19 protein-coding genes are annotated in these 20526 nt (G+C 64.2%); 18 read left to right on the top strand and 1 reads right to left on the bottom strand.

Features of this window, described 5'->3' with window-relative positions:
• The first annotated feature begins 8 nt into the window (after positions 1-8).
• The 18 genes from paaC (at position 9) to IGS55_RS20965 (ending at position 19236) form a co-directional block, all read left to right on the top strand.
• Entirely contained in the window at positions 9-761 is a 753-nt protein-coding gene (gene paaC, locus IGS55_RS21050) for a 1,2-phenylacetyl-CoA epoxidase subunit PaaC (RefSeq protein ID WP_034746358.1), read from the top strand.
• Positions 761-1288 carry a 1,2-phenylacetyl-CoA epoxidase subunit PaaD gene (gene paaD, locus IGS55_RS21045; RefSeq protein ID WP_139090687.1) on the top strand — a complete coding sequence of 176 codons (528 nt, stop codon included), beginning with the start codon at positions 761-763 and terminating at the stop codon, positions 1286-1288. The genes paaC and paaD overlap by 1 nt, the downstream gene beginning before the upstream one ends.
• A 40-nt stretch (positions 1289-1328) precedes the next feature.
• Positions 1329-2408, top strand: a complete 1080-nt coding sequence (paaE, locus tag IGS55_RS21040) for a 1,2-phenylacetyl-CoA epoxidase subunit PaaE (RefSeq protein WP_230517100.1) — start codon at positions 1329-1331, stop codon at positions 2406-2408.
• 49 nt (positions 2409-2457) lie between these two features.
• A complete protein-coding gene (paaG, locus tag IGS55_RS21035) occupies positions 2458-3249 on the top strand; it encodes a 2-(1,2-epoxy-1,2-dihydrophenyl)acetyl-CoA isomerase PaaG (protein WP_230517101.1) in 792 nt (263 codons plus the stop codon).
• Between the two features lies 1 nt (position 3250).
• Positions 3251-4819, top strand: a complete 1569-nt coding sequence (gene paaH / locus IGS55_RS21030) for a 3-hydroxyacyl-CoA dehydrogenase PaaH (protein ID WP_230517102.1) — start codon at positions 3251-3253, stop codon at positions 4817-4819.
• A 1-nt stretch (position 4820) separates the two neighbouring features.
• The gene (gene paaI / locus IGS55_RS21025) at positions 4821-5273 is read left to right on the top strand and encodes a hydroxyphenylacetyl-CoA thioesterase PaaI (protein ID WP_230517103.1); all 453 of its coding nucleotides are present in this window, start codon (positions 4821-4823) and stop codon (positions 5271-5273) included.
• A 172-nt stretch (positions 5274-5445) separates the two neighbouring features.
• A complete protein-coding gene (paaK, locus tag IGS55_RS21020; RefSeq protein ID WP_128143227.1) occupies positions 5446-6774 on the top strand; it encodes a phenylacetate--CoA ligase PaaK in 1329 nt (442 codons plus the stop codon).
• A 22-nt stretch (positions 6775-6796) separates the two neighbouring features.
• Positions 6797-8002, top strand: coding sequence for a 3-oxoadipyl-CoA thiolase (gene pcaF / locus IGS55_RS21015; protein ID WP_230517104.1), 1206 nt, complete (start codon positions 6797-6799; stop codon positions 8000-8002).
• Between the two features lie 82 nt (positions 8003-8084).
• Positions 8085-9236 carry an ABC transporter substrate-binding protein gene (locus tag IGS55_RS21010; RefSeq protein WP_230517105.1) on the top strand — a complete coding sequence of 384 codons (1152 nt, stop codon included), beginning with the start codon at positions 8085-8087 and terminating at the stop codon, positions 9234-9236.
• Between the two features lie 84 nt (positions 9237-9320).
• Entirely contained in the window at positions 9321-10199 is an 879-nt protein-coding gene (locus IGS55_RS21005) for a branched-chain amino acid ABC transporter permease (RefSeq protein ID WP_230517106.1), read from the top strand.
• Positions 10196-11179, top strand: coding sequence for a branched-chain amino acid ABC transporter permease (locus IGS55_RS21000; protein ID WP_230517107.1), 984 nt, complete (start codon positions 10196-10198; stop codon positions 11177-11179). Before IGS55_RS21005 ends, IGS55_RS21000 begins: the two co-directional genes overlap by 4 nt.
• A gap of 1 nt (position 11180) precedes the next feature.
• Complete coding sequence (locus tag IGS55_RS20995) at positions 11181-11936, top strand: ABC transporter ATP-binding protein (protein ID WP_230517108.1); 756 nt, start codon at positions 11181-11183, stop codon at positions 11934-11936.
• Entirely contained in the window at positions 11936-12667 is a 732-nt protein-coding gene (locus IGS55_RS20990; RefSeq protein WP_128143228.1) for an ABC transporter ATP-binding protein, read from the top strand. The genes IGS55_RS20995 and IGS55_RS20990 overlap by 1 nt, the downstream gene beginning before the upstream one ends.
• Positions 12668-12770: 103 nt before the next feature.
• A complete protein-coding gene (gene paaY / locus IGS55_RS20985; RefSeq protein ID WP_230517109.1) occupies positions 12771-13385 on the top strand; it encodes a phenylacetic acid degradation protein PaaY in 615 nt (204 codons plus the stop codon).
• A 95-nt stretch (positions 13386-13480) separates the two neighbouring features.
• Positions 13481-15532, top strand: coding sequence for a phenylacetic acid degradation bifunctional protein PaaZ (gene paaZ, locus IGS55_RS20980; protein ID WP_230517110.1), 2052 nt, complete (start codon positions 13481-13483; stop codon positions 15530-15532).
• 398 nt (positions 15533-15930) lie between these two features.
• A complete protein-coding gene (locus tag IGS55_RS20975; RefSeq protein ID WP_230517111.1) occupies positions 15931-17193 on the top strand; it encodes a hypothetical protein in 1263 nt (420 codons plus the stop codon).
• Positions 17194-17203: 10 nt separating this feature from the next.
• Complete coding sequence (locus tag IGS55_RS20970; RefSeq protein WP_230517112.1) at positions 17204-17608, top strand: hypothetical protein; 405 nt, start codon at positions 17204-17206, stop codon at positions 17606-17608.
• Between the two features lie 59 nt (positions 17609-17667).
• Positions 17668-19236 (top strand): methyl-accepting chemotaxis protein, encoded by a 1569-nt coding sequence (locus IGS55_RS20965; RefSeq protein ID WP_230517113.1) that lies wholly within the window; start codon positions 17668-17670, stop codon positions 19234-19236.
• Between the two features lie 33 nt (positions 19237-19269).
• On the opposite strand, the gene IGS55_RS20960 is transcribed toward IGS55_RS20965, so the two are convergent.
• A complete protein-coding gene (locus IGS55_RS20960) occupies positions 19270-20493 on the bottom strand; it encodes a M24 family metallopeptidase (RefSeq protein ID WP_230517114.1) in 1224 nt (407 codons plus the stop codon).
• Positions 20494-20526: the final 33 nt, after the last annotated feature.

Genomic DNA, 20526 nt, shown 5'->3' with positions numbered 1-20526 from the left:
CGCCTGCAATGGATGACAAGGTCAATTACCTCTTGCGCCTGGGCGACAACGCCCTGATCCTCAGCCAGCAGCTGTCGCAGCTGTGCGGCAAGGGGCCGGCGCTGGAAGAAGACATGGCGCTGACCAATGTGGCGCTGGACTTGCTGGGCCAGACGCGCTTGTGGTTCAGCTATGCGGCCGAGCTGGAAAACGCGGGCCGCGACGAGGACGACATCGCCTTTTTGCGCGACGCCCACGATTTCAAGAACTGCCTGCTGGCCGAACAGCCGAACGGCAATTACGCCGACACCATGATGCGCCAGTTCTTCTTCGACAGCTGGCACTACTTCCAGCTTCTGGAACTGACGAAATCGGCGGATGCGCGCATCGTCGAAGTGGCGCAAAAGTCGATCAAGGAAGTGACTTATCACTTGCGCCGCAGCGGCGACCTGATCGTGCGCCTCGGCGACGGTACGGCCGACAGCCACGCGAAAACGCAGGCCGCCGCCGACAAGCTGTGGATGTACACGGGCGAGATGTTCACGTACGACGCCGTCGACCAGGCCATGGTCGCCGCCGGCATCGCGCCGCCATCGGACGTGCTGCGCCGGGCTTTCCTCGAACACGTGGCCGAGATCTTCGCCGAAGCCACCTTGACCATGCCGGCGCCCGACGCCTGGATGCAAAAAGGCGGCAAGCAGGGCACGCACACGGAGCACCTGGGCTTTATTCTGGCCGAGATGCAGTTCCTGCAGCGCGCCTATCCCGGGGCGGAGTGGTAATGAACACGGCTACGGCAGCGCTGGACGCCGCCCAGGTCTGGGCCTGGCTCGGCGACGTGCCGGACCCGGAAATTCCCGTCATTTCGGTGGTGGACCTGGGCATCGTGCGCGCCGTCGAAGTCACGGATGGCGATGCGTGCATCGTGACGATCACGCCCACGTATTCGGGCTGCCCGGCCATGCAGGTGATCGCCGATGCCGTCACGGATGCCTTGCGCAGCCATGGCGTGGCCAAGGTGACCTTGGTGAACCAGCTGGCGCCCGCCTGGACGACGGACTGGATGAGCGAAGCGGGCAAGGCCAAGCTGAAAGGCTATGGCATCGCCCCGCCGCAGCAGCAGGTGATCGACATCAGCGGTTTGCGTGGCGGCGTCAAGCGCCAGGCGATGCCGAAACTGGACGTGATCTGCCCGAACTGCGGCTCGACGCACACGCAGCTGACCAGCCAGTTCGGCTCCACGCCGTGCAAGGCCCTGTATAAATGCATGGATTGCCGCGAACCGTTTGACTACTTCAAGTGCCACTAAAAAAATCAGGCACACGTTCCGAAGAAACTGGAGATGAAGCATGAGTAAATTTTATCCGCTGTGCGTAGCCAACGTGCGCAACGAAACGCGCGACACCATCGCCGTCACGTTCGACGTGCCTGCCGAACTGCAGCAGCAGTTCCGCTTCCAGCAGGGCCAGCACCTGACTCTGCGCGCCAATATCAATGCGGAAGACGTGCGCCGCTCGTACTCGATCTGTTCGGCGGTGCAGGACGGCACCCTGCGCGTGGCCATCAAGCGCACGCCTGGCGGCGCCTTCTCGACCTGGGCGAACGACACCCTGAAAGCCGGCGCCACCATCGAGGTGATGCCGCCCATGGGGCACTTCAACGTGCCGCTCGATTGTGTCAACCGCAAGCACTACCTGGCCTTCGCGGCCGGCAGCGGCATCACGCCCATCCTCTCCATCATCAAGACGACCCTGCTGACGGAGCCCCTGAGCCGCTTTACCCTGTTCTACGGCAACCGCGCCTCGTCGTCCGTCATCTTCAAGGAAGAATTGACGGACTTGAAAGACGTGTACCTCGAGCGTCTGAACCTCGTCTACGTGATGAGCCGCGAGCAGCAGGACATCGAATTGTTCAACGGCCGCATCACGCAGGAAAAATGCGAGCAGTTCCTGCAGCACTGGATCAAGGTCGAAGACTACGACAACGCGTTTATCTGCGGCCCGGAAGACATGATGCTCGGCGTGTCCGCCGCCCTGCAGGCGGCCGGCATGCCCAAGCAGAACATCAAGATCGAGCTGTTCGCCGCCAGCATCCCTAAAAACGCCCACAAGCCGCGCGCCCAGCTGGCCGCCGACGCCGTGCAGGAAACGGAAGTGACCGTCATCATGGACGGCAACCACACCACCTTCACGATGGACAAGGACAAGGAATCCATCCTCGACGCGGGTCTGCGCGCCGGGCTGGACATGCGCTACTCGTGCAAGGGCGGCGTGTGTTCCACGTGCCGCTGCAAGATCCTCGACGGCAAAGTCGAAATGGACGTCAACTACGCGCTGGAAGACTACGAAGTGGCGCGCGGCTTCGTCCTCAGCTGCCAGAGTTTTCCGCTGACCGACAAGGTCGTGGTCGATTTCGACCAGGCAGAATAAGCCGGCGCAGGGCACGCGCCCTGCCGTACCCATTACAAAGCGAGACGCCATGACCTACCAAAACATCCTCTTCACCATCGAGCAGGGTATCGCCACCCTGACCCTGAACCGCCCCGACAAGCTCAATAGCTTTACGCAAGCCATGCACGAGGAAGTGCGCGACGCGATTGCGAAAGTCAATGCCGACAGCACCGTGCGCGTCTTCGTGCTGACGGGCGCGGGGCGCGGCTTTTGCGCGGGCCAGGATTTGTCCGACCGCGCCGTGGAACCGGGCTCGCAGGGCGTGGACCTGGGCGAGTCGGTGGAAAAGAACTACGCGCCGCTGGTGCTGGCCTTGAAGGCCTTGGCGATGCCCGTGATCTGCGCCGTCAACGGCGTGGCCGCCGGCGCGGGCGCCAATCTGGCGCTGGCCTGCGACATCGTCATCGCCGGCAAGTCGGCCAGTTTCGTGGAAGTGTTCTGCAAGCTGGGCCTGATCCCGGACACGGGCGGCACCTTCTTCCTGCCACGGCTGATCGGTTCGGCGCGCGCCATGGGCCTGGCCATGCTCGGCGAAAAACTGACGGCGGAAAAGGCCGAGGACTGGGGCCTGATCTGGAAATGCGTGGACGATGCGCAGCTGGCCGAAGAAACGCGCAAGCTGGCCGTGCACTTTTCCACGGCGCCGACCAAGGGCCTGGCCTGCACCAAGCAGGCGCTGGCCGCCAGCGGCGCCAATACCCTGCCGCAGCAGCTTGCGCTGGAAGCGCGCATGATGAGCGATCTCGGTAACAGCGACGATTACCGCGAAGGCGTGGCCGCCTTCATGGAAAAGCGCGCACCGCAATTCAAGGGACGTTGATATGGCAGCTTTGGACAACAGCAGTATCGTCGCCGTCATCGGCAGCGGCGCCATGGGCGCCGGCATCGCGCAGGTGGCGGCGGCCGCCGGCTACCGCGTCAAACTGTACGACACGCGCGCCGAAGCGGTGAGCAAGGCTTTGCTTGATATCGGCAAGATGTATGCGAAGCTGGCCGAAAAGGGCCGCATGACGTTGGACGAAGCCGCAGCCGCCACGGCGCGCCTGCAGGCGGCCGGCAGCCTGGCCGACATGAGCGACGCCGCATTGGTGGTGGAAGCCATCGTGGAAAACCTCGACGTCAAGCGCGGCCTGTTCGCCGAACTCGAAGCGCTGGTCGGCGACGACTGCATCCTGGCGACGAATACCTCGTCGATTTCCGTCACGGCGATCGCCGCCAAGCTGCGCCGCCCGGAACGCCTGGTCGGCATGCATTTCTTTAATCCCGTGCCCCTGATGGCGCTGGTTGAAGTGATCAGTGGCCTGGCCACCAGCGAGCAGGTGGCCGCCACCGTCTACGATACGTCCATCGCCTGGGGCAAGAACCCCGTGCATGCGAAATCGACGCCCGGCTTCATCGTCAACCGCGTCGCCCGTCCGTTCTATGCGGAAGGCTGGCGCCTGTTGAACGAGCAGGCGGGCGACGCCGCCACCATCGACGCCGTGCTGCGCGAAGCGGGCGGTTTCCGCATGGGCCCATTCGAGCTGATGGACCTGATTGGCCACGACGTGAATTTCTCCGTCACGCAATCCGTGTTCGGCGCCTATTTCAACGACCCGCGCTTCACGCCGTCCGTGCTGCAGCAGGAAATGGTCAACGCGGGATTCCTTGGCCGCAAATCGGGCCGCGGCTTTTACCTGTACGGCGAAGGAGCCGCTGCCCCTGTCGCGCAGGCGGAAGGCGCGCAGCCGACACCGGAATTCGTCGCCCTGTCGGCCGCCATCGGCGGCGATGGCCGTGGCCATAGCGGCATCATCCACAGTCTGGTCCAGCGGCTGGAACAGGCTGGCGTCACCGTCAGCCGCCGCGTGACGCAGGAAGGCCAGGCGCATGACGAAGCGCCGGCCCTGCATTGCCATGGCGCCGCGATTTATCTCACCGATGGCCGCAGCGCCACCCAGCGCGCGCACGACAACCAGCATCCGGACACGGTGCTGTTCGACCTGGCGCTCGATTACGCCAATGCCAAGCGCATCGCCGTGGCCCGTGCCGACCAGTGCGGCGACGCCGCCTACGCGGCCGTCGTCGGCCTGTTCCAGGCGGCCGGTTTCATCGTCACGCGCCTGGACGACGTGCCTGGCCTGGCCGTCATGCGCACGGTCGCCATGCTGGCCAATGAAGCGGCCGACGCCGTCAACCAGGGCGTGTGCACGGTGGCCGCCGTCGATATCGCCATGCGGAAGGGCGTCAACTATCCGCGCGGACCGCTGGCCTGGGCCGATGCCGTCGGCGTCCAGCACATCGTGAACGTATTGCAGCACCTGGCGCTGGGCTATGGCGAAGACCGCTACCGGGTCTCGCCGCTGCTGCGCCGCAAACTCGCCAATGGAGCACCGTTTCATGCCGAATGATATGTCAAATAAGGATCACAACATGACCGCGCAAGCCTTGGCCGAAGCGGCCGCCGCCTCGATGCTGTCGCGCGATAACGCCACCGCCGCCATGGGCATCGCCCTGGCCGACGTGGGCCCCGGCCATGCGCGCATGACGATGACGGTGCGCCCAAACATGCTCAACGGCCACCAGACCTGCCACGGCGGTTTCATCTTCGCCCTGGCCGACAGCGCCTTCGCCTTTGCCTGCAACAGCTACAACATGAACACCGTGGGCGCCGGCTGCACCATCGACTACCTGGCGCCGGGCCGCGAGGGCGACGTGCTGACGGCGCACGCCGTCGAGCAGGCGCTGGCGGGCAAGAGCGGCGTCTATGACGTCAAGGTCAGCAACCAGGAAGGCCGTGCCATTGCGCTCTTCCGCGGCAAGTCGATCCGCGTGGCGGGCGAAGTCATACAAGAGCAGGCTTGAACTGCCGGAACTGTTTTAGATTTTTTAAGATTAAAAACGCCTCGACAAAACCGTCGCGAGCGGAAGTGAGTTGTGGCCGAGAAGCGCAACTGTGCTGTGGCACAGTGAGCATCACAGGCCGCAAATCACGACGCGCAGCAGGTTTGGTCAGGCGTTACTAGAGGAGACAATGATGGTCCAACGTACGCCTTCCCCGAATGACCTCGAGCCGATCGAGCGCGCCAGCAAGGATGAACTGCAGGCGCTGCAGCTCGAACGCATGAAATGGACGCTCAAGCACGCGTATGACAACGTGCCCCATTACCGCGCCGCTTTTGACGAAGCGGGCGTGCATCCGGACGACCTCAAATCCCTGGCGGACCTGGCCAAATTCCCGTTCACCGATAAAAAAGTCTTGCGCGACAATTACCCGTTCGGCCTGTTCGCCGTGCCGCGCGAGCAAGTGGTGCGCATCCATGCGTCGAGCGGCACCACGGGCAAGGCCACGGTGGTCGGCTACACGCAGAACGACATCGATACCTGGGCCAACGTGGTGGCGCGTTCGATCCGCGCAGGCGGCGGCCGCGCGGGCGACATGGTGCATATCTCCTACGGCTACGGCCTGTTCACGGGCGGCCTGGGCGCGCACTACGGCGCCGAGCGCCTGGGCTGCACGGTCATCCCGATGTCCGGCGGGCAGACGGAAAAGCAGGTGCAGCTGATCCAGGATTTCAAGCCGTCCATCATCATGGTCACGCCATCGTACATGCTCAACATTATCGAGGAATTCACGCGCCAGGGCCTGGACCCGGCCGAATCGTCGCTGAAAGTGGGCATCTTCGGCGCCGAACCGTGGACGGACGCCATGCGTTCGGAAATCGAGGCGCGCGCCGGCATTGACGCCGTCGACATCTACGGTCTGTCCGAAGTGATGGGCCCTGGCGTGGCGTCCGAGTGCATCGAGAGCAAGGACGGTCCCGTCATCTGGGAAGACCATTTTTACCCGGAGATCATCGACCCGGAAACGGGCGAAGTGCTGCCGGACGGCGCGGAGGGCGAACTGGTGTTTACATCCTTGTCGAAAGAAGCGCTGCCCATCATCCGCTACCGCACGCGCGACCTGACCCGCTTGCTGCCGCCGACCTCGCGCTCGATGCGCCGCATCGGCAAGATCACGGGCCGTTCCGACGACATGCTGATCATCCGCGGCGTAAACGTCTTCCCCACGCAGATCGAAGAGCTGATCCTCAAGATGCCGCGTCTGGCGCCGCAATACCAGCTGGTGGTCACGCGCGACGGCCACCTCGACAAACTGGAAGTGATCGCCGAGCTGCGCATCGACCTGACGGCCACCATCTCGGCCAGCGAAACGGACGCGCTGGCGCGCGAACTGGAACACCGCATCAAGACGCACGTGGGCGTGAGCACGCGCGTGCGCCTGGTGGCCGCTGCCGGCATCGAACGCACCCTGACGGGCAAGGCCCGTCGCGTGGTCGACCAGCGCCCGAAGATTTTCTCCTGATAGCCCGAACAAGGAAGCAAACATGAACGAAGCCTTTATCTGTGACGCCGTACGTACCCCGTTTGGCCGCTACGGCGGCGCCCTGGCCAGCGTGCGCGCCGACGACTTGGGCGCGCTGCCGATCGCCGCGCTGATCGCCCGCAACCCGTCCGTCGACTGGTCCGCCATCGATGACGTGTTCTATGGCTGCGCCAACCAGGCGGGTGAAGACAACCGCAACGTGGGCCGCATGGCCGCGCTGCTGGCCGGCTTGCCGGCGGCAGTGCCGGCCAATACCATCAACCGCCTGTGCGGCTCCAGCCTGGACGCCGTGGGCATGGCCGCCCGCTCGATCAAGGCGGGCGAGGCGGAGCTGATCATCGCCGGCGGCGTGGAAAGCATGACGCGCGCACCGTTCGTGATGGGCAAGGCCGACAGCGCATTTTCGCGCGCGGCGAAAATCGAGGACACGACCCTGGGCTGGCGTTTTGTGAACGGCAAGATGAAGGCGCAGTACGGCATCGACACCATGCCGGAAACGGCGGAAAACGTGGCCGTGGAGTTCGGCATCAGCCGCGCCGACCAGGATGGTCTAGCCTTGCGCAGCCAGCAGCGCTGGGCCGCCGCCAACGCGGCCGGCGTGTTCGAGCGCGAAATCGTGCCCGTCGCCGTGCCGCAGAAAAAGGGCGAGCCGAAGATGGTGACGATGGATGAACATCCGCGTCCCGATACTTCGATCGAGATGCTGGCAAAGCTCAAGGGCGTGGTCAAGCCGGATGGCACGGTCACGGCCGGCAATGCCTCGGGCTTGAACGACGGCGCTTGCGCCATCCTGCTGGCGTCCGCCGCCGCCGTGGACAAATACAAGCTGACGCCGCGTGCAAAAGTGCTGGGCATGGCCACGGCCGGCCTGGCGCCGCGCATCATGGGCTTTGGTCCTTCGCCGGCGTCGCGCAAGGTGCTGGCGCAGACGGGATTGACCATCGAGCAGATGGACGTCATCGAACTCAATGAAGCGTTTGCGGCGCAGGCCCTGGCCGTCACGCGCGACCTGGGCCTGGCCGACGATGCGGCCCACGTGAACCCGAATGGCGGGGCGATCGCCATCGGCCACCCGCTGGGCGCATCGGGCGCGCGCCTGGTGATGGCCGCATTGAACCAGCTGGAACGCACGGGCGGGCGCTATGCGCTGTGCACCATGTGCATCGGCGTGGGGCAGGGTATTGCCGTGGTGATTGAACGCGTATAAAAAGTAAAAAACAAAAAAGGCGCAGGCTTGTAAAAAAGCGCCGATATTAATTGACCGTAGTGCCAACCTGGTGGAGACCATAATGATTGCCAATATCTTCAAGAAAACCCTGATCGCCGGCGTACTGGCCATGACTGCCGCGGGTGCGTACGCGGCCGACAACATCAAGATCGGTTCCGTGCTGTCCGTCACGGGACCTGCCGCCTTCCTGGGCGACCCTGAACTGAAAACCCTGCAGCTGTACATCGAGAAGATCAATGCGGCCGGCGGCGTCCTGGGACGCAAGCTGGAACTGGTGCATTACGACGACGGCAGCGATGCGGCCAAGGCCAACGGCTTTACCAAGCGTTTGATCGAGTCCGACAAAGTCGATGTGCTGATCGGCGGCACCACCACCGGCGCGACGATGGCGATGGCGCCGCTGGTGGAGCGCGCCAGCATGCCGTTCATCTCGCTGGCGGGCGCCGTGGTGATCATCGATCCGGTCAAGAAGTGGGTCTTCAAGACGCCGCATACGGACCGCATGGCGGCCGAGAAGGTGTTCGAGGACATGAAGAAGCGCGGCATCAGCAAGGTGGGCCTGCTGTCGGAAACGAGCGGCTTCGGCGCCTCGGGCCGCAAGGAGTCGCAGATCGTCGCCTCCAAATATGGCATCACGCTGGTGGCCGATGAAACCTACGGCCCGAAAGATACGGACATCACGGCGCAGCTCACGCGCATCAAGAATACCAAGGGTGTGCAAGCCGTGTTCGTGTTTGGCCTGGGCCAGGGCCCGGCCGTGGTCACCAAGAACTATGGCCAGCTGGGCATGGCCGCGCTGCCGCTGCACCAGTCGCATGGCGTGGCGTCCGACGAATACCTGAAACTGTCGGGCAAGTCCGCCGAAGGCGTGCGCCTGCCAACGCCGGCCCTCTTGATCGGCGCCATGCTGCCCGACAGCGACGCCCAGAAGGCCGTCGTCGTCGGCTACGACAAGACGTATAAAGACCGCTACAAGATCGATCCATCGACCTTTGGCGGCTATGCGCTCGACGCCCTGAACCTGTCGGTCGACGCCATCAAGCGTGCCGGCGGCACGGACCGCGAAAAAGTGCGCGCGGCGCTGGAATCGACCAAGGGTTTTGTCGGTACCACCGGCGTGTTCAATATGTCGGCGAAAGACCACATGGGCCTGGACCTGTCGGCGTTCCGCATGGTGGAAGTGAAGAACGGCGAATGGCAATTGTCGAAGTGATGTTCGAAACAAGGTAAGCCAGAAGTACCTGCGCGAGGCCGCCCCCGAAGCGGCCCGCGCATCGCCGAACATATTGGAGACACCATGGAAGTCGCACAATTTCTACAATTTCTGTATTCCGGGATGACGGTCGGTTCCGCCTATGCGCTGGCGGCGCTGGGCTTTACCATCATCTACAACACCAGCGGCGTGATCAATTTCGCCCAGGGCGAATTCATCATGCTGGGCGGGATGCTGGCCGCCGTGATGTCGGCCGCCGGCGTGCCGCTGCCAGTGGCCATCATTGTGGCCGTCATCGCCACCGGCATCATTGGCCTGCTGATGGAAAAAACTGTGATCGAGCCGGCGCAAAACGCGCAGGTCATCACGCTGTTGATCATCACCATCGGCGCCTCGCTCGTGCTGCGCGGCCTCGTGCAAATCTGGCTGGGCAAGGACACGCATTCGCTGCCGGCATTTTCCGGCGACGCGCCGATCGAATTTTTGGGCGCCAGCCTGCTGCCGCAAAGCCTGTGGGGGCTGGGCGTGACGGTCGTCATCGTGCTGGTGCTGGGCTGGTTCTTCGGCCGCACCCTGATGGGCAAGGCCATGCTGGCCACCTCGCACAACAAGCTGGCCGCGCAACTGGTGGGCATCAACACGCGCAAGGTACTGCTGTTCTCGTTCGGCCTGTCGGCACTGCTGGGTGCTGCGGGCGGCATTCTCGTCGCACCGATCACTTACACGTCCTACGACGCGGGCATCATGCTGGGCCTGAAAGGCTTTGTCGCCGCCGTCCTCGGTGGCCTCGGTGGCGGCGCGGGCGCGATTGCCGGCGGCCTGATCCTCGGCATCGCCGAAGCCATGACGGCCGGCTACATCTCGTCAGCCTACAAGGACGCGGTGCCCTTCGTGCTGATCCTGCTGATCCTGTTCTTCCTGCCGCAAGGCTTGTTTGGCGCTAAAAATTCGGAGCGTGTATGAAGAATTTATTTACCCGCTCGCGCCATGGCGGCCTGCTGGTGCTGGCGCTGATCCTGGCCATCCTGCCCCTGTTCCTCAGCAACGCGTTCTACTATGACGTGGCGATCCGCATCGCGCTGAACGCCATCGTCGTCATCGGCCTCAATCTGCTGATGGGCTATACGGGTCAGATCAGCCTCGGTCACGCGGGTTTCTATGGCCTGGGCGCGTATGCGTCGGCCGTGCTGACCACGCACTACGGCTGGCCGCCGCTGGCCGCCCTGGCCGCCGGCGCCGTCGCCACGGGACTGCTGGCGCTGCTGCTGGCCCGCCCCGTCTTGAAACTCAAAGGCCATACCCTGGCCATGGCGACCCTGGGCCTGGGCATCATCATTTCCATCGTCATCAACAACGAAACGCAGTGGACGGGCGGTCCTGACGGCATCGGCGTGTCCGCCTTCAGTGTCGCCGGCCTGGAAATCGCCGGTGAAAAATCGTGGTACCTGGTGTGCGCCGTGCTGCTGTTGCTGGTCACGTGGCTGGCCCTGAACCTGATCGACTCGCCCGTCGGCCGCGCGCTGCAAGCGATTCACGGCTCGGAAGTGGCGGCCCGCGTCGTCGGCGTCGATACGACCCGCTTCAAGGTGCGCGTGTTCGTGCTGTCGGCCGTCATTGCCAGCATCGCGGGCAGCATCAGCGCCCATTACATCGGTTTCATCACGCCCAACCTGGCCGGCTTCTTCCACTCGATCGAGCTGGTGACGATGGTGGTGGTGGGCGGCATGGCGTCGATCTTCGGTTCCATCATCGGTGCGGCGCTGCTGACGATCCTGCCGCAGCTGCTGTCCAGTTTTGAAGGCTGGGAAACGGTGGTGTTTGGCGTGATCCTGATGGCGACCATGATCTTCATGCCCAAGGGCCTGGTGCCGAGCCTGGCCAGCCGTTCGCGCAAGCGTTCTGCTACGCCGAAAGCACCGCCTCAATCTGCACGGGAGGTCTGAGATGCTGACGATTAACAACTTGAGCAAGAGCTTCGGCGGCGTGCACGCGGTGCAGGACGTGAGTTTTACCGTCAAGGAAGGCAATATCCACTCCGTGATCGGGCCGAACGGGGCCGGCAAGACGACTCTGTTCAACCTGATCACCGGCGTCTATACGCCGACCAGGGGCGAAATTTTGCTCAATGGCGAGAACGTGGCCGCCATGTCGCCCGATGCGCTGGCGCGGCGCGGCATGAGCCGCACCTTCCAGAACCTGCAGGTGTGCATGAACATGACGGCCATCGACAACGTGATGGTGGGCGCGCATCTGCGGCTGAACCAGAACCTGTTCGCCTCCATGCTGCGTTTGCCGTCCGTGCGCCGCGCCGATGCGGCCTGCCGTGATGAAGCGGCGGGCCTGATGGAATTCGTCGGCGTAGGCCGGCATGTCGATGACGAGGCGGGGCAGATGTCGTATGGCGCATTGAAGCGCCTGGAAATCGCCCGCGCGCTGGCGGCCAAGCCGAAAGTGCTGCTGCTCGATGAACCTGCGGCCGGCTTGAACCACACGGAAACGGGCGAGATCGAAGCCCTGATCCGCAAGGTGGCGCAATCGGGCGTGACGGTGGTGCTGGTCGAACATGACATGAAACTGGTGATGAATCTGTCGGACCATATCCTGGTACTCGACTATGGCAAGAAGCTGGCCGAAGGGACCGCCGCCGAAGTGCGCGCGAACCCCGACGTGGTGGCGGCCTATCTGGGAGTGGCGGCATGATGAAGATGGAAAAACCTCAGACACCGCTGGTGCTCGATATCGCCGGCCTGACCAGCCACTATGGCCGCATCCAGGCCTTGCACGGCATCGACCTGCAAGTGCGCCAGGGCCAGCTGGTGGCGCTGGTGGGCGCGAATGGCGCCGGCAAGACGACCCTGCTGCGGGCCATCTCCGGCGTGCAGCCGATCAGCGCCGGCAGCATCGCCTTCGCCGGCCAGGACGTCAGCCGCATGAGCGCCGACAAGCGCGTGCGCGCCGGCATCTGCCAGGTGCCGGAAGGGCGCCAAGTATTCGGCCCCATGACGGTGGAAGACAATCTGCGCCTGGGCGCGTTTACCCGTCCGCCGCAAGACGTGGCCGGTGACATGGAGCGCATGTACGGCCTGTTCCCGATCCTGAAGGAAAAGCGCTTGCTGCTGGCCGGGACGCTATCGGGCGGACAGCAGCAGATGCTGGCCATGGCGCGCGCGCTGATGGGCCGTCCGCAACTGCTGCTGCTCGACGAACCGAGCATGGGCCTGGCGCCGCTCCTGATCGCGGAAATCTTCCGCATCGTGGCCGAACTGCGCGACCAGGGCATCACCATCTTCCTCGTCGAGCAGAACGCGCATGCGGCCCTGTCGATTGCCGACGTGGGTTATGTGATCGAGACGGGGGCCATCACCTTGTCCGGTCCCGGTCCTGAATTGCTGCATAACGAGCAGGTGCAGAGCGCTTATTTGGGGATGTAACCCGAAGGCAAATACTGGGGTCGGACCCTCAGGGTCCGACCCCGGCAGTACAAGGTGTGGGGGGCAGGGAAGCGTCACCCCAATGCATGAATAGGAGAGCAACATGGTCAAAGTCTACGAAATCAACGGCGTCACCCCCGTCGTCCACCCCAGCGCCTATGTGCACCCGTCGGCCGTGCTGATCGGCGACGTGATCGTCGGCCCGCGCTGCTATATCGGCCCGCTGGCCTCGATCCGCGGGGACTTTGGCCGCCTGATCCTGGAAGAGGGCGCCAACCTGCAGGACACGTGCGTCATGCACGGCTTTCCCGGCTGCGACACGGTGGTTGAAGTCGACGGTCATGTGGGCCATGGCGCCGTGCTGCACGGCTGCCGCATCGGCCGCAATGCGCTCGTCGGCATGAACGCGGTGGTGATGGACAACGCCGTCATCGGCGAGGAATCCATCGTCGCGGCCATGAGTTTCGTGAAGGCGGGCATGATCGTCGCGCCGCGCAGCATGGTGGTGGGCACGCCCGCCAGGATCATCCGCGCGTTGACCGACGATGAAATCCAATGGAAAAGCTCGGGCACGGGCCAGTACCACGAACTGGCCGTGCGTTCCATGCAGACGATGCGCGAGGTGGAAGCCCTGACGCAAGTCGAGGCCGGCCGCCAGCGCCTGAATTTCGAATCCGCATTGCCGCTGCACCTGCACAAGAACGCAGCGGCGCAGTAACCAATATGGAGGTAGGTCGGCTTAGCGGGGCAGCGCCCCGCGTCATCCGACACTACCACCAACGTCACCACACCCTCGTTTTACGGAGAAACCACATGGCTCACATATCCACCCTGCAAAGCCTGATCGCCGGCCGCTGGCTGGGCGAAAGCGCCGCCGTGCCCCTGCACAGCGCCTTGAACAACCGCGTCATCTATCACACGCATGCGGAAAAGATCGACTTCGACGAAGCCGTCACCTATGCGCGCAAGACGGGCGTGCCGGGCCTGATGGCGCTGGACTTCCAGCAGCGCGCCGCGCGCCTGAAGGCGCTGGCCCTGTACCTGGTCGAGCGCAAGGAGGAGCTGTATGCGATCTCGCATTTGTCGGGCGCCACGCGCGCCGACAGCTGGGTCGACATCGAAGGCGGCACGGGCACCCTGTTCGCCTACGCCAGCATGGGCAGCCACGAGCTGCCGTCATCGAACGTGCTGCACGAAGGCCCGGCCATCGCGCTGGGCAAGAAGGGCGGTTTCGCCGGCACGCACATCCTGGTGCCGCGCGGCGGCCTGGCCGTGCACATCAACGCCTTCAATTTCCCCATCTGGGGCTTGCTTGAAAAATTCGCGCCCAGCTTCCTGGCGGCCATGCCCTGCATCGCCAAGCCGGCCACGGCGACGAGTTACCTGACGCAAGCCGTCGTGCGCATGATGCATGAATCGGGTTTGCTGCCGGCCGGCAGTTTGCAGCTGGTGATCGGCTCCACGGGCGACTTGCTGGACCGCCTGAATGGCCAGGATTTCGTCACCTTTACGGGTTCGGCCGCCACGGCCGCCAAGCTGCGTACGAACCCGAACCTGATCGCCCAGTCCGTGCCCTTCAACGGCGAAGCCGATTCGCTCAACTGCGCCATCCTGGCGCCGGACGTCACGCCCGACGACGTGGAATTCGACCTGTTCGTCAAGGAAGTCGTGCGCGAAATGACGGGCAAGTCGGGCCAGAAGTGCACGGCGATTCGCCGCATCATCGTGCCCGAGCACCTGATGGACGCCGTCGGCACGCGCCTGCGCGAGCGCCTGGCCAAGGTGGTGGTGGGCGATCCATCCATCGAAGGTGTGCGCATGGGTGCGCTGGCGTCGAAAGAGCAGCAGAACGACGTGGCTGAACGTGTCGCCACACTGTCGCAGGGTAACGAGGTGGTGTTCGGCGCGGCCGACGGTTTCAGTCCGCTCGGTGATGGCGCCCTTGACGGCAGCTTCTTCTCGCCGACCTTGCTGATGTGCCGCGACGCCTTTGGCAACGAGGCCGTGCATGACGTGGAAGCGTTCGGCCCTGTCAGCACCATGATGGGTTACCACGATATCGACGAAGCGCTGGCCCTGGCCGCGCGCGGCAAGGGCAGCCTGGTGAGCACCCTGGTGACGCGCGATCCGAAGATCGCCGCGCGCGTGGTGCCGCAAGTGGCGGCCACGCATGGCCGCGTGCACGTGCTCGAGCGCGTGGCTTCCGTCGATTCGACGGGCCATGGCTCGCCGTTGCCGCAACTGAAGCATGGCGGCCCTGGCCGCGCGGGCGGCGGCGAAGAGCTGGGCGGCGTGCGCGCCGTGCGCCACTACCTGCAACGGGCGGCCGTGCAAGGCTCGCCGACCATGCTGGCGGCCATCACCGGCGAATACGTGCGCGGCGCGGACGTCAACGAAAGCCCGATCCACCCGTTCCGCAAGCACTTCGAGGATTTGAAGACGGGCGACTCGCTGCTCACGCACCGCCGCACCGTCAGCGAAGCGGACATCGTCGCCTTCGGCGGCATCTCGGGCGACTTTTTCTACATGCACTTCGACGAAATCGCGGCCAAGGAATCGCAGTTCGGCAAGCGCATCGCCCACGGCTACTTTGTGCTGTCGGCCGCCGCCGGCCTGTTCGTTTCGCCTGGCGTCGGTCCCGTGCTGGCCAACTATGGCCTGGACAACCTGCGCTTCGTCGCGCCGGTGGCCATCGGCGACACCATCCGCGCCCGCCTGACGTGCAAGCGCAAGGTCGACCGCAACCGCAAGGACGTGTTTGGCGTGGGCCAGGGCGTGGTCGCGTGGGACGTGCAGGTGACGAACCAGAACGAGGAACTGGTGGCCAGCTACGATATTCTGACCCTGGTCTCGAAGCGCGAGTAAGTCCGAGAGTAAGCGTCTCCGGCAGGACTGGTGTGAATGGCGCCGCCCGCGATCTTCGCGTGGCGGCGCTTTTTTCATTCCAGTTCTTTTCGTCTTGAATTATCCATAAGTGTATGAAAAATATAGTGTAAGTGTGGTTTTGCACGGCGTGCTATTTAGATAAACCCCTCTAGAACGCGTGCTTTTTTCGTGAAAAGAGGCGAATTCGCTCATTGCCTCAAGAAAACTTTCCAATGTAAAACCTTTTCTCTGTAGCATGGTTTTACTCACTGGTCACGCCGCCATGCGCGCTCCTCGAAGCGATGGCGGCGAGAAAAAACGGACCCGGCCTTTTACGGCCGGTGAGCCATCGACCTCGAGCCCAACTCCACGTTCACCGCTACGGGTATTTAATTACTATGAATAAACACGTCCTGTTTTTCCTGCTGGCCATGCCCCTGGCCATCAGCCATGCCTATGCCGAAGAGGCCGTTGGCCCCGCCGTCAAGATCAGCGGTTACGGCACGGCCGCCCTGACCATGGCCGATACCGATAACGCGCAGTTCGCGCGCCCGAACCAGGCTGCCGGCGCCGGCCGCACCGCCCGCACGGGCGTCGATTCCAACCTGGGATTGCAGGCCAATGTCACCGTCAACCCGTGGCTGTCGGCCACCGTGCAGGGCCTGGCGCGCAAGGACGGCGAGGACGATTTCGGCGCCGAACTGGCGTGGGCCTTCGCCAAGGCCAAGGTATCGGACAGCTTCAGCGTGCGCGTCGGCCGCATGGGCCTGCCCGTCTTCATGATTTCCGATTACCGCAACGTCGGCTATGCCAACACCATGCTGCGCCCGCCCGGCGAAATGTATTCGCAGGTTCCTCTCAACAGCATCGATGGCATCGACGGCACCTACCAGTTCAGCGCGGGCGACACCAGCGTCACGACGCAGCTGGCGCTGGGCCGCACCAAGGCCACCCTGGCCACGGGCCCCGCTTCGACCGTGCAGGTGGAAGGCAAGTCCATCGTCGCCCTCAACGTCGTGGCCGAACACGGCCCCGTCACCGTGCGCTTCGGCCGTGCCGAGACCAAGCTGACGATCAACGATTCGCCTAGCTTGAATACCCTGATGGGCAGCTTGCGCGCGGCCGGCAGCGGCTACAGGATCGCCCAGCTGGGCGCTCTGGCCGATGTGCTGGAAGTCAAGGACAAGAAGGCGTCCTTCACGTCCGTGGGCCTGGGCCTGGACTGGAACAACGTGCTGCTGCAGTCGGAATATGCGAAGCGCAAGACGGACAGCTATGTCAGCGACAGCACCTCGTGGTACGTGATGGGCGGCTACCGCATCGGCGCCTTTTTGCCCTACTACAGCCACGCCAGCCTGAAGGCCGATGGCCGGGTGAACAATACCGTGCCCGCATCCTGCCCTGCCGGTTATCCGGCCGCCTGCACGCCGACCCTGCGCGCCCTGTCGGCCGGCGTCGATACCCTGGCCACCACGCGCAACCAGCTCGAGCAATCGACGGACAGCATCGGCGTGCGCTGGGACTTCCACCGTTCGGCCGCGCTGAAAGTGCAGATCGACCGCATCAGGCCGAAGAATGGTCCGGGTCTGTTCGTGCAAGCCAAGCCAGGCTTCCATGGCCCCGTCACGGTGGCTGCCGCCGCCATCGATTTTGTTTTCTAAGGAGCGCCGCATGAAATCTTACATTTTTGCGGCTGCCTTGCTGACGCTGTCGACCGCTGTTCCCGCCATGGCCGAAGTGGTCGTGGTGGTCAATCCGAAGAGTGCCGCCGGTGCCATGACGAACGAACAGGTGGCGCAATTTTTCCTCGGCAAATCGACGGCCATGACGCCGATCGACCAGCCGGAAAGCGCTCCCGTGCGCGCCGAGTTCTACAAGAAGGTGACGGACAAGGAGCCATCGCAGGCGAAGGCCCTGTGGTCCAAGCTGGTCTTCACGGGCAAGGCCACCTTGCCGAAGGAAGTGGCCAATAGCGCCGACGTGAAGAAGGCCGTGGCCGCCGATCCGAAAGCCATCGGCTATATCGAAAAGAGCGCCGTCGACGCCAGCGTCAAAGTGGTGCTGACGGCGCCATAAAGCCGACCCGGGCCGCCCGCCATGCGGCGGCCCGGTACACATACCATCAGGAGACAGCAATGAGCATCAAACGCAAGATATGGGCGCTGCCTGCCGTCTCGGCCGTGATTTTCGGGCTGGGGCTGGCCGTCAGCGCCTATCTGTCCACGGCCACGCTCAATTCCATCCACGCTACCGAAAGCGCCGACTATCCCGTGCTCGACATGGCCAAGTCGCTGACTCTGGACGTGGCCGCCGTGGGCGACGCCCTGCGCGACGCCGTCAGCGAAGGCGACAAGGAGCGTATCGGGCAAGTTGGCGGCCAGGCCGTCAAGCTGCGCGAAAAACTGGCCGCCTTTGCGGCGATTCCCGGCCAGCGCGAGCAGGGCCAGCGCCTGACCAGGGAATTCGATGCCTACTATGCGCCGGCACTGAGCGCGGCGCGCATTATGCTGGAAATGGAAGAGGGCGACCCGCAAGCGACCGTGGCGCGCATGCAGGGCGCGCTGGCGGTGCTCAATGCCGACCTGGCAAAGACCAACGAACAGGCGCAAGCACAGTTCAGGCAGGGCATCGAGCGCAGCGCGGCCAATGTGCGCAATGCGCTCAATACCAGCATCGCCGTGGCGCTGGCCGTCATCGTCTGCCTGGCGGCCGTCTCGCATTTCGTCGTGCGCGCCATCTGGCAGCAGCTGGGCGGTGAACCCGAATATGCGCGCCAGATCGCGCGCGCCGTGGCCGATGGCGACCTCTCGATGCGGATTGTGACCGAGGCGGGCGACCAGGCCAGCCTGCTGGCGGCGTTAAAGGAGATGCGTGGCCGGCTGGCCGGCATGGTGTCCGGTATCAAGGCGTCGGCCGAAACCATCCAGGTGGCCAGCGCGGAAATCGCCCAGGGCAATGCGGATCTGGCCGCGCGCACGGAATCGCAGGCGGGCAGCCTGGATCAGACGGCGCGCAGCATGGACAGCCTGACTTCCACCGTGCGCGACAACGCCGCCAACGCGGGCCAGGCGCATGCGCTGGTGGTGTCGGCATCGTCGGTGGCCGTGAAGGGCGGGCAAGTGGTCAGCCAGGTGGTGACCACCATGGGCGAGATCAACGATTCATCCAAACGCATCGTCGACATCATCGGCGTCATCGACGGCATCGCCTTCCAGACGAATATCCTCGCCTTGAATGCGGCCGTGGAAGCGGCGCGCGCCGGCGAACAGGGGCGCGGCTTTGCCGTGGTGGCGTCCGAAGTGCGCAACCTGGCGCAGCGCAGCGCGGCAGCGGCGCGCGAGATCAAGCAACTGATCGGCGATTCGGTGGCCAAGGTGAACGTCGGTTCGAAGCTGGTCGACGAGGCGGGGCTGACCATGGGCCAGATCGTCGATTCCGTGAAAAAGGTGGCCGACATCATGGCCGAGATCAGCGCCGCGAGCCAGGCGCAAAGCGCCGGCATCGGCGACATCGGCGTGGCCATCGGCAGCATGGACCAGATGACGCAGCAAAACTCCGCGCTGGTGGAAGAAGCGTCGGCGGCCGCCGAATCGCTGCAGGAACAGGCCGTGCAGCTGGGCACGGCGCTGGCCGTGTTCAAGCTGGCGCAGGGCGGTTTGTCCAGCATGCCCGTGCCACGGCGGTTGGCGTTGGCGAAGACGTAGGTTGGATTAGCGCAGCGTAATCCAACACCCGGCTTAAGCCCGCAGCCCGAACGGATCGTCGATGCTGTGCGCCGGCTGCGTGAACCAGCGCGGACCGTTTTCCGTCATATAAAAATGGTCTTCGTGGCGGATGCCGAATTCGCCGGGGATGCAGATCATCGGCTCGTTCGAGAAGCACATGCCCACGTCGAGCGGCGTCGTGTCGCTGCCCACCAGGTAAGGCCACTCGTGGATATCGAGGCCGATGCCGTGGCCCGTGCGGTGCGGCAGTCCCGGCAGCTTGTAGCCGGGGCCGAAGCCGTCCGCTTCCAGCGAGACGCGTGCGGCGCGGTCCACGTCGCCGCACGCTACGCCCAGTTGGGCGGCCGCGAACGCGGCGGCTTGCGCGGCCTTTTCGCTGTTCCATACGCTGCGCTGGCGTTCGCTGATGGCGCCAAACACATAGGTGCGCGTGATGTCGGAGATATAGTTCATCACCTGGCAACCCGTGTCGATCAGCACCGTGTCGCCCGCTTTCAGGGTTTGCACGTAATTGACGCCATGCGGATAAGCGGTCGCCTCGCCGAACAGCACGATGCAGAAATACGAGCGGGGCGCCCCCACCTTGCGGTGCGCGCGCTGGATGAATTCTTCCACTTCCACCGTCGTGATGCCTTCGTACAGCATGCTGGCCGTGGCCACGTGCACGGCCAGGGTCATGTCCATCACGCGCTGCATCAGGGCGATTTCCGCCGGGGACTTGCGGCTGCGGCACCAGGCCGTGACGGCGCGCGCGTTTTCCAGCGCATAGCCGGGGGCCAGCGGCTTGATGCCGTCGTAGATGAAGAAGGCGGCGCTTTCGCAGATGCCCACGCGCGGCGGCGCAGCCGCATCCTGAGCCACGCCCATGCGCGCCAGCACGTCGACGAACAGCTGGTACGGGCTTTCATGCTCTTCCCAGCAATTGACACGGCCTTCGACGAGCATGAAGCCTTGCAAGGTGCTTTCCTCGAACGCGGGGGCGATGTATTCGATGTCGCCGCTGGCCGGCAGGATGGCGCCCACCATGCGTTCGCTGGCATACCATTTGGTGCCCGTGAAATAGGTGAGGTTGGCGCCCGCGTTCAGGTAGATCACGGCGATGCCCTGCTGGCGCATGAACGCCTGAGCCCTGGCGATGCGTTGCGCATGTTCGTCCTTGCCGATGGCGACCATGCCGCCCGTCATGTCCGACAGCGATGCCAATGCCTGTTCGATGGAAGTGCCACCTATGCTCATGCCTGCTCCTTTGTTCGATGCTGAATATGGAAT

It is taken from the genome of Janthinobacterium sp. EB271-G4-3-2, from assembly GCF_020858035.1.
Taxonomy (GTDB): Bacteria; Pseudomonadota; Gammaproteobacteria; order Burkholderiales; family Burkholderiaceae_D; genus Janthinobacterium; species Janthinobacterium aestuarii.
This window is presented reverse-complemented; position numbering and strand designations above follow the sequence as displayed.

Coding starts and splice junctions, on each gene's coding strand:
- paaC (WP_034746358.1), top strand. CDS start 9: ATGGATGACAAGGTCAATTACCTCTTGCGCCTGGGCGACAACGCCCTG.
- paaD (WP_139090687.1), top strand. CDS start 761: ATGAACACGGCTACGGCAGCGCTGGACGCCGCCCAGGTCTGGGCCTGG.
- paaE (WP_230517100.1), top strand. CDS start 1,329: ATGAGTAAATTTTATCCGCTGTGCGTAGCCAACGTGCGCAACGAAACG.
- paaG (WP_230517101.1), top strand. CDS start 2,458: ATGACCTACCAAAACATCCTCTTCACCATCGAGCAGGGTATCGCCACC.
- paaH (WP_230517102.1), top strand. CDS start 3,251: ATGGCAGCTTTGGACAACAGCAGTATCGTCGCCGTCATCGGCAGCGGC.
- paaI (WP_230517103.1), top strand. CDS start 4,821: ATGTCAAATAAGGATCACAACATGACCGCGCAAGCCTTGGCCGAAGCG.
- paaK (WP_128143227.1), top strand. CDS start 5,446: ATGGTCCAACGTACGCCTTCCCCGAATGACCTCGAGCCGATCGAGCGC.
- pcaF (WP_230517104.1), top strand. CDS start 6,797: ATGAACGAAGCCTTTATCTGTGACGCCGTACGTACCCCGTTTGGCCGC.
- IGS55_RS21010 (WP_230517105.1), top strand. CDS start 8,085: ATGATTGCCAATATCTTCAAGAAAACCCTGATCGCCGGCGTACTGGCC.
- IGS55_RS21005 (WP_230517106.1), top strand. CDS start 9,321: ATGGAAGTCGCACAATTTCTACAATTTCTGTATTCCGGGATGACGGTC.
- IGS55_RS21000 (WP_230517107.1), top strand. CDS start 10,196: ATGAAGAATTTATTTACCCGCTCGCGCCATGGCGGCCTGCTGGTGCTG.
- IGS55_RS20995 (WP_230517108.1), top strand. CDS start 11,181: ATGCTGACGATTAACAACTTGAGCAAGAGCTTCGGCGGCGTGCACGCG.
- IGS55_RS20990 (WP_128143228.1), top strand. CDS start 11,936: ATGAAGATGGAAAAACCTCAGACACCGCTGGTGCTCGATATCGCCGGC.
- paaY (WP_230517109.1), top strand. CDS start 12,771: ATGGTCAAAGTCTACGAAATCAACGGCGTCACCCCCGTCGTCCACCCC.
- paaZ (WP_230517110.1), top strand. CDS start 13,481: ATGGCTCACATATCCACCCTGCAAAGCCTGATCGCCGGCCGCTGGCTG.
- IGS55_RS20975 (WP_230517111.1), top strand. CDS start 15,931: ATGAATAAACACGTCCTGTTTTTCCTGCTGGCCATGCCCCTGGCCATC.
- IGS55_RS20970 (WP_230517112.1), top strand. CDS start 17,204: ATGAAATCTTACATTTTTGCGGCTGCCTTGCTGACGCTGTCGACCGCT.
- IGS55_RS20965 (WP_230517113.1), top strand. CDS start 17,668: ATGAGCATCAAACGCAAGATATGGGCGCTGCCTGCCGTCTCGGCCGTG.
- IGS55_RS20960 (WP_230517114.1), bottom strand. CDS start 20,493: ATGAGCATAGGTGGCACTTCCATCGAACAGGCATTGGCATCGCTGTCG.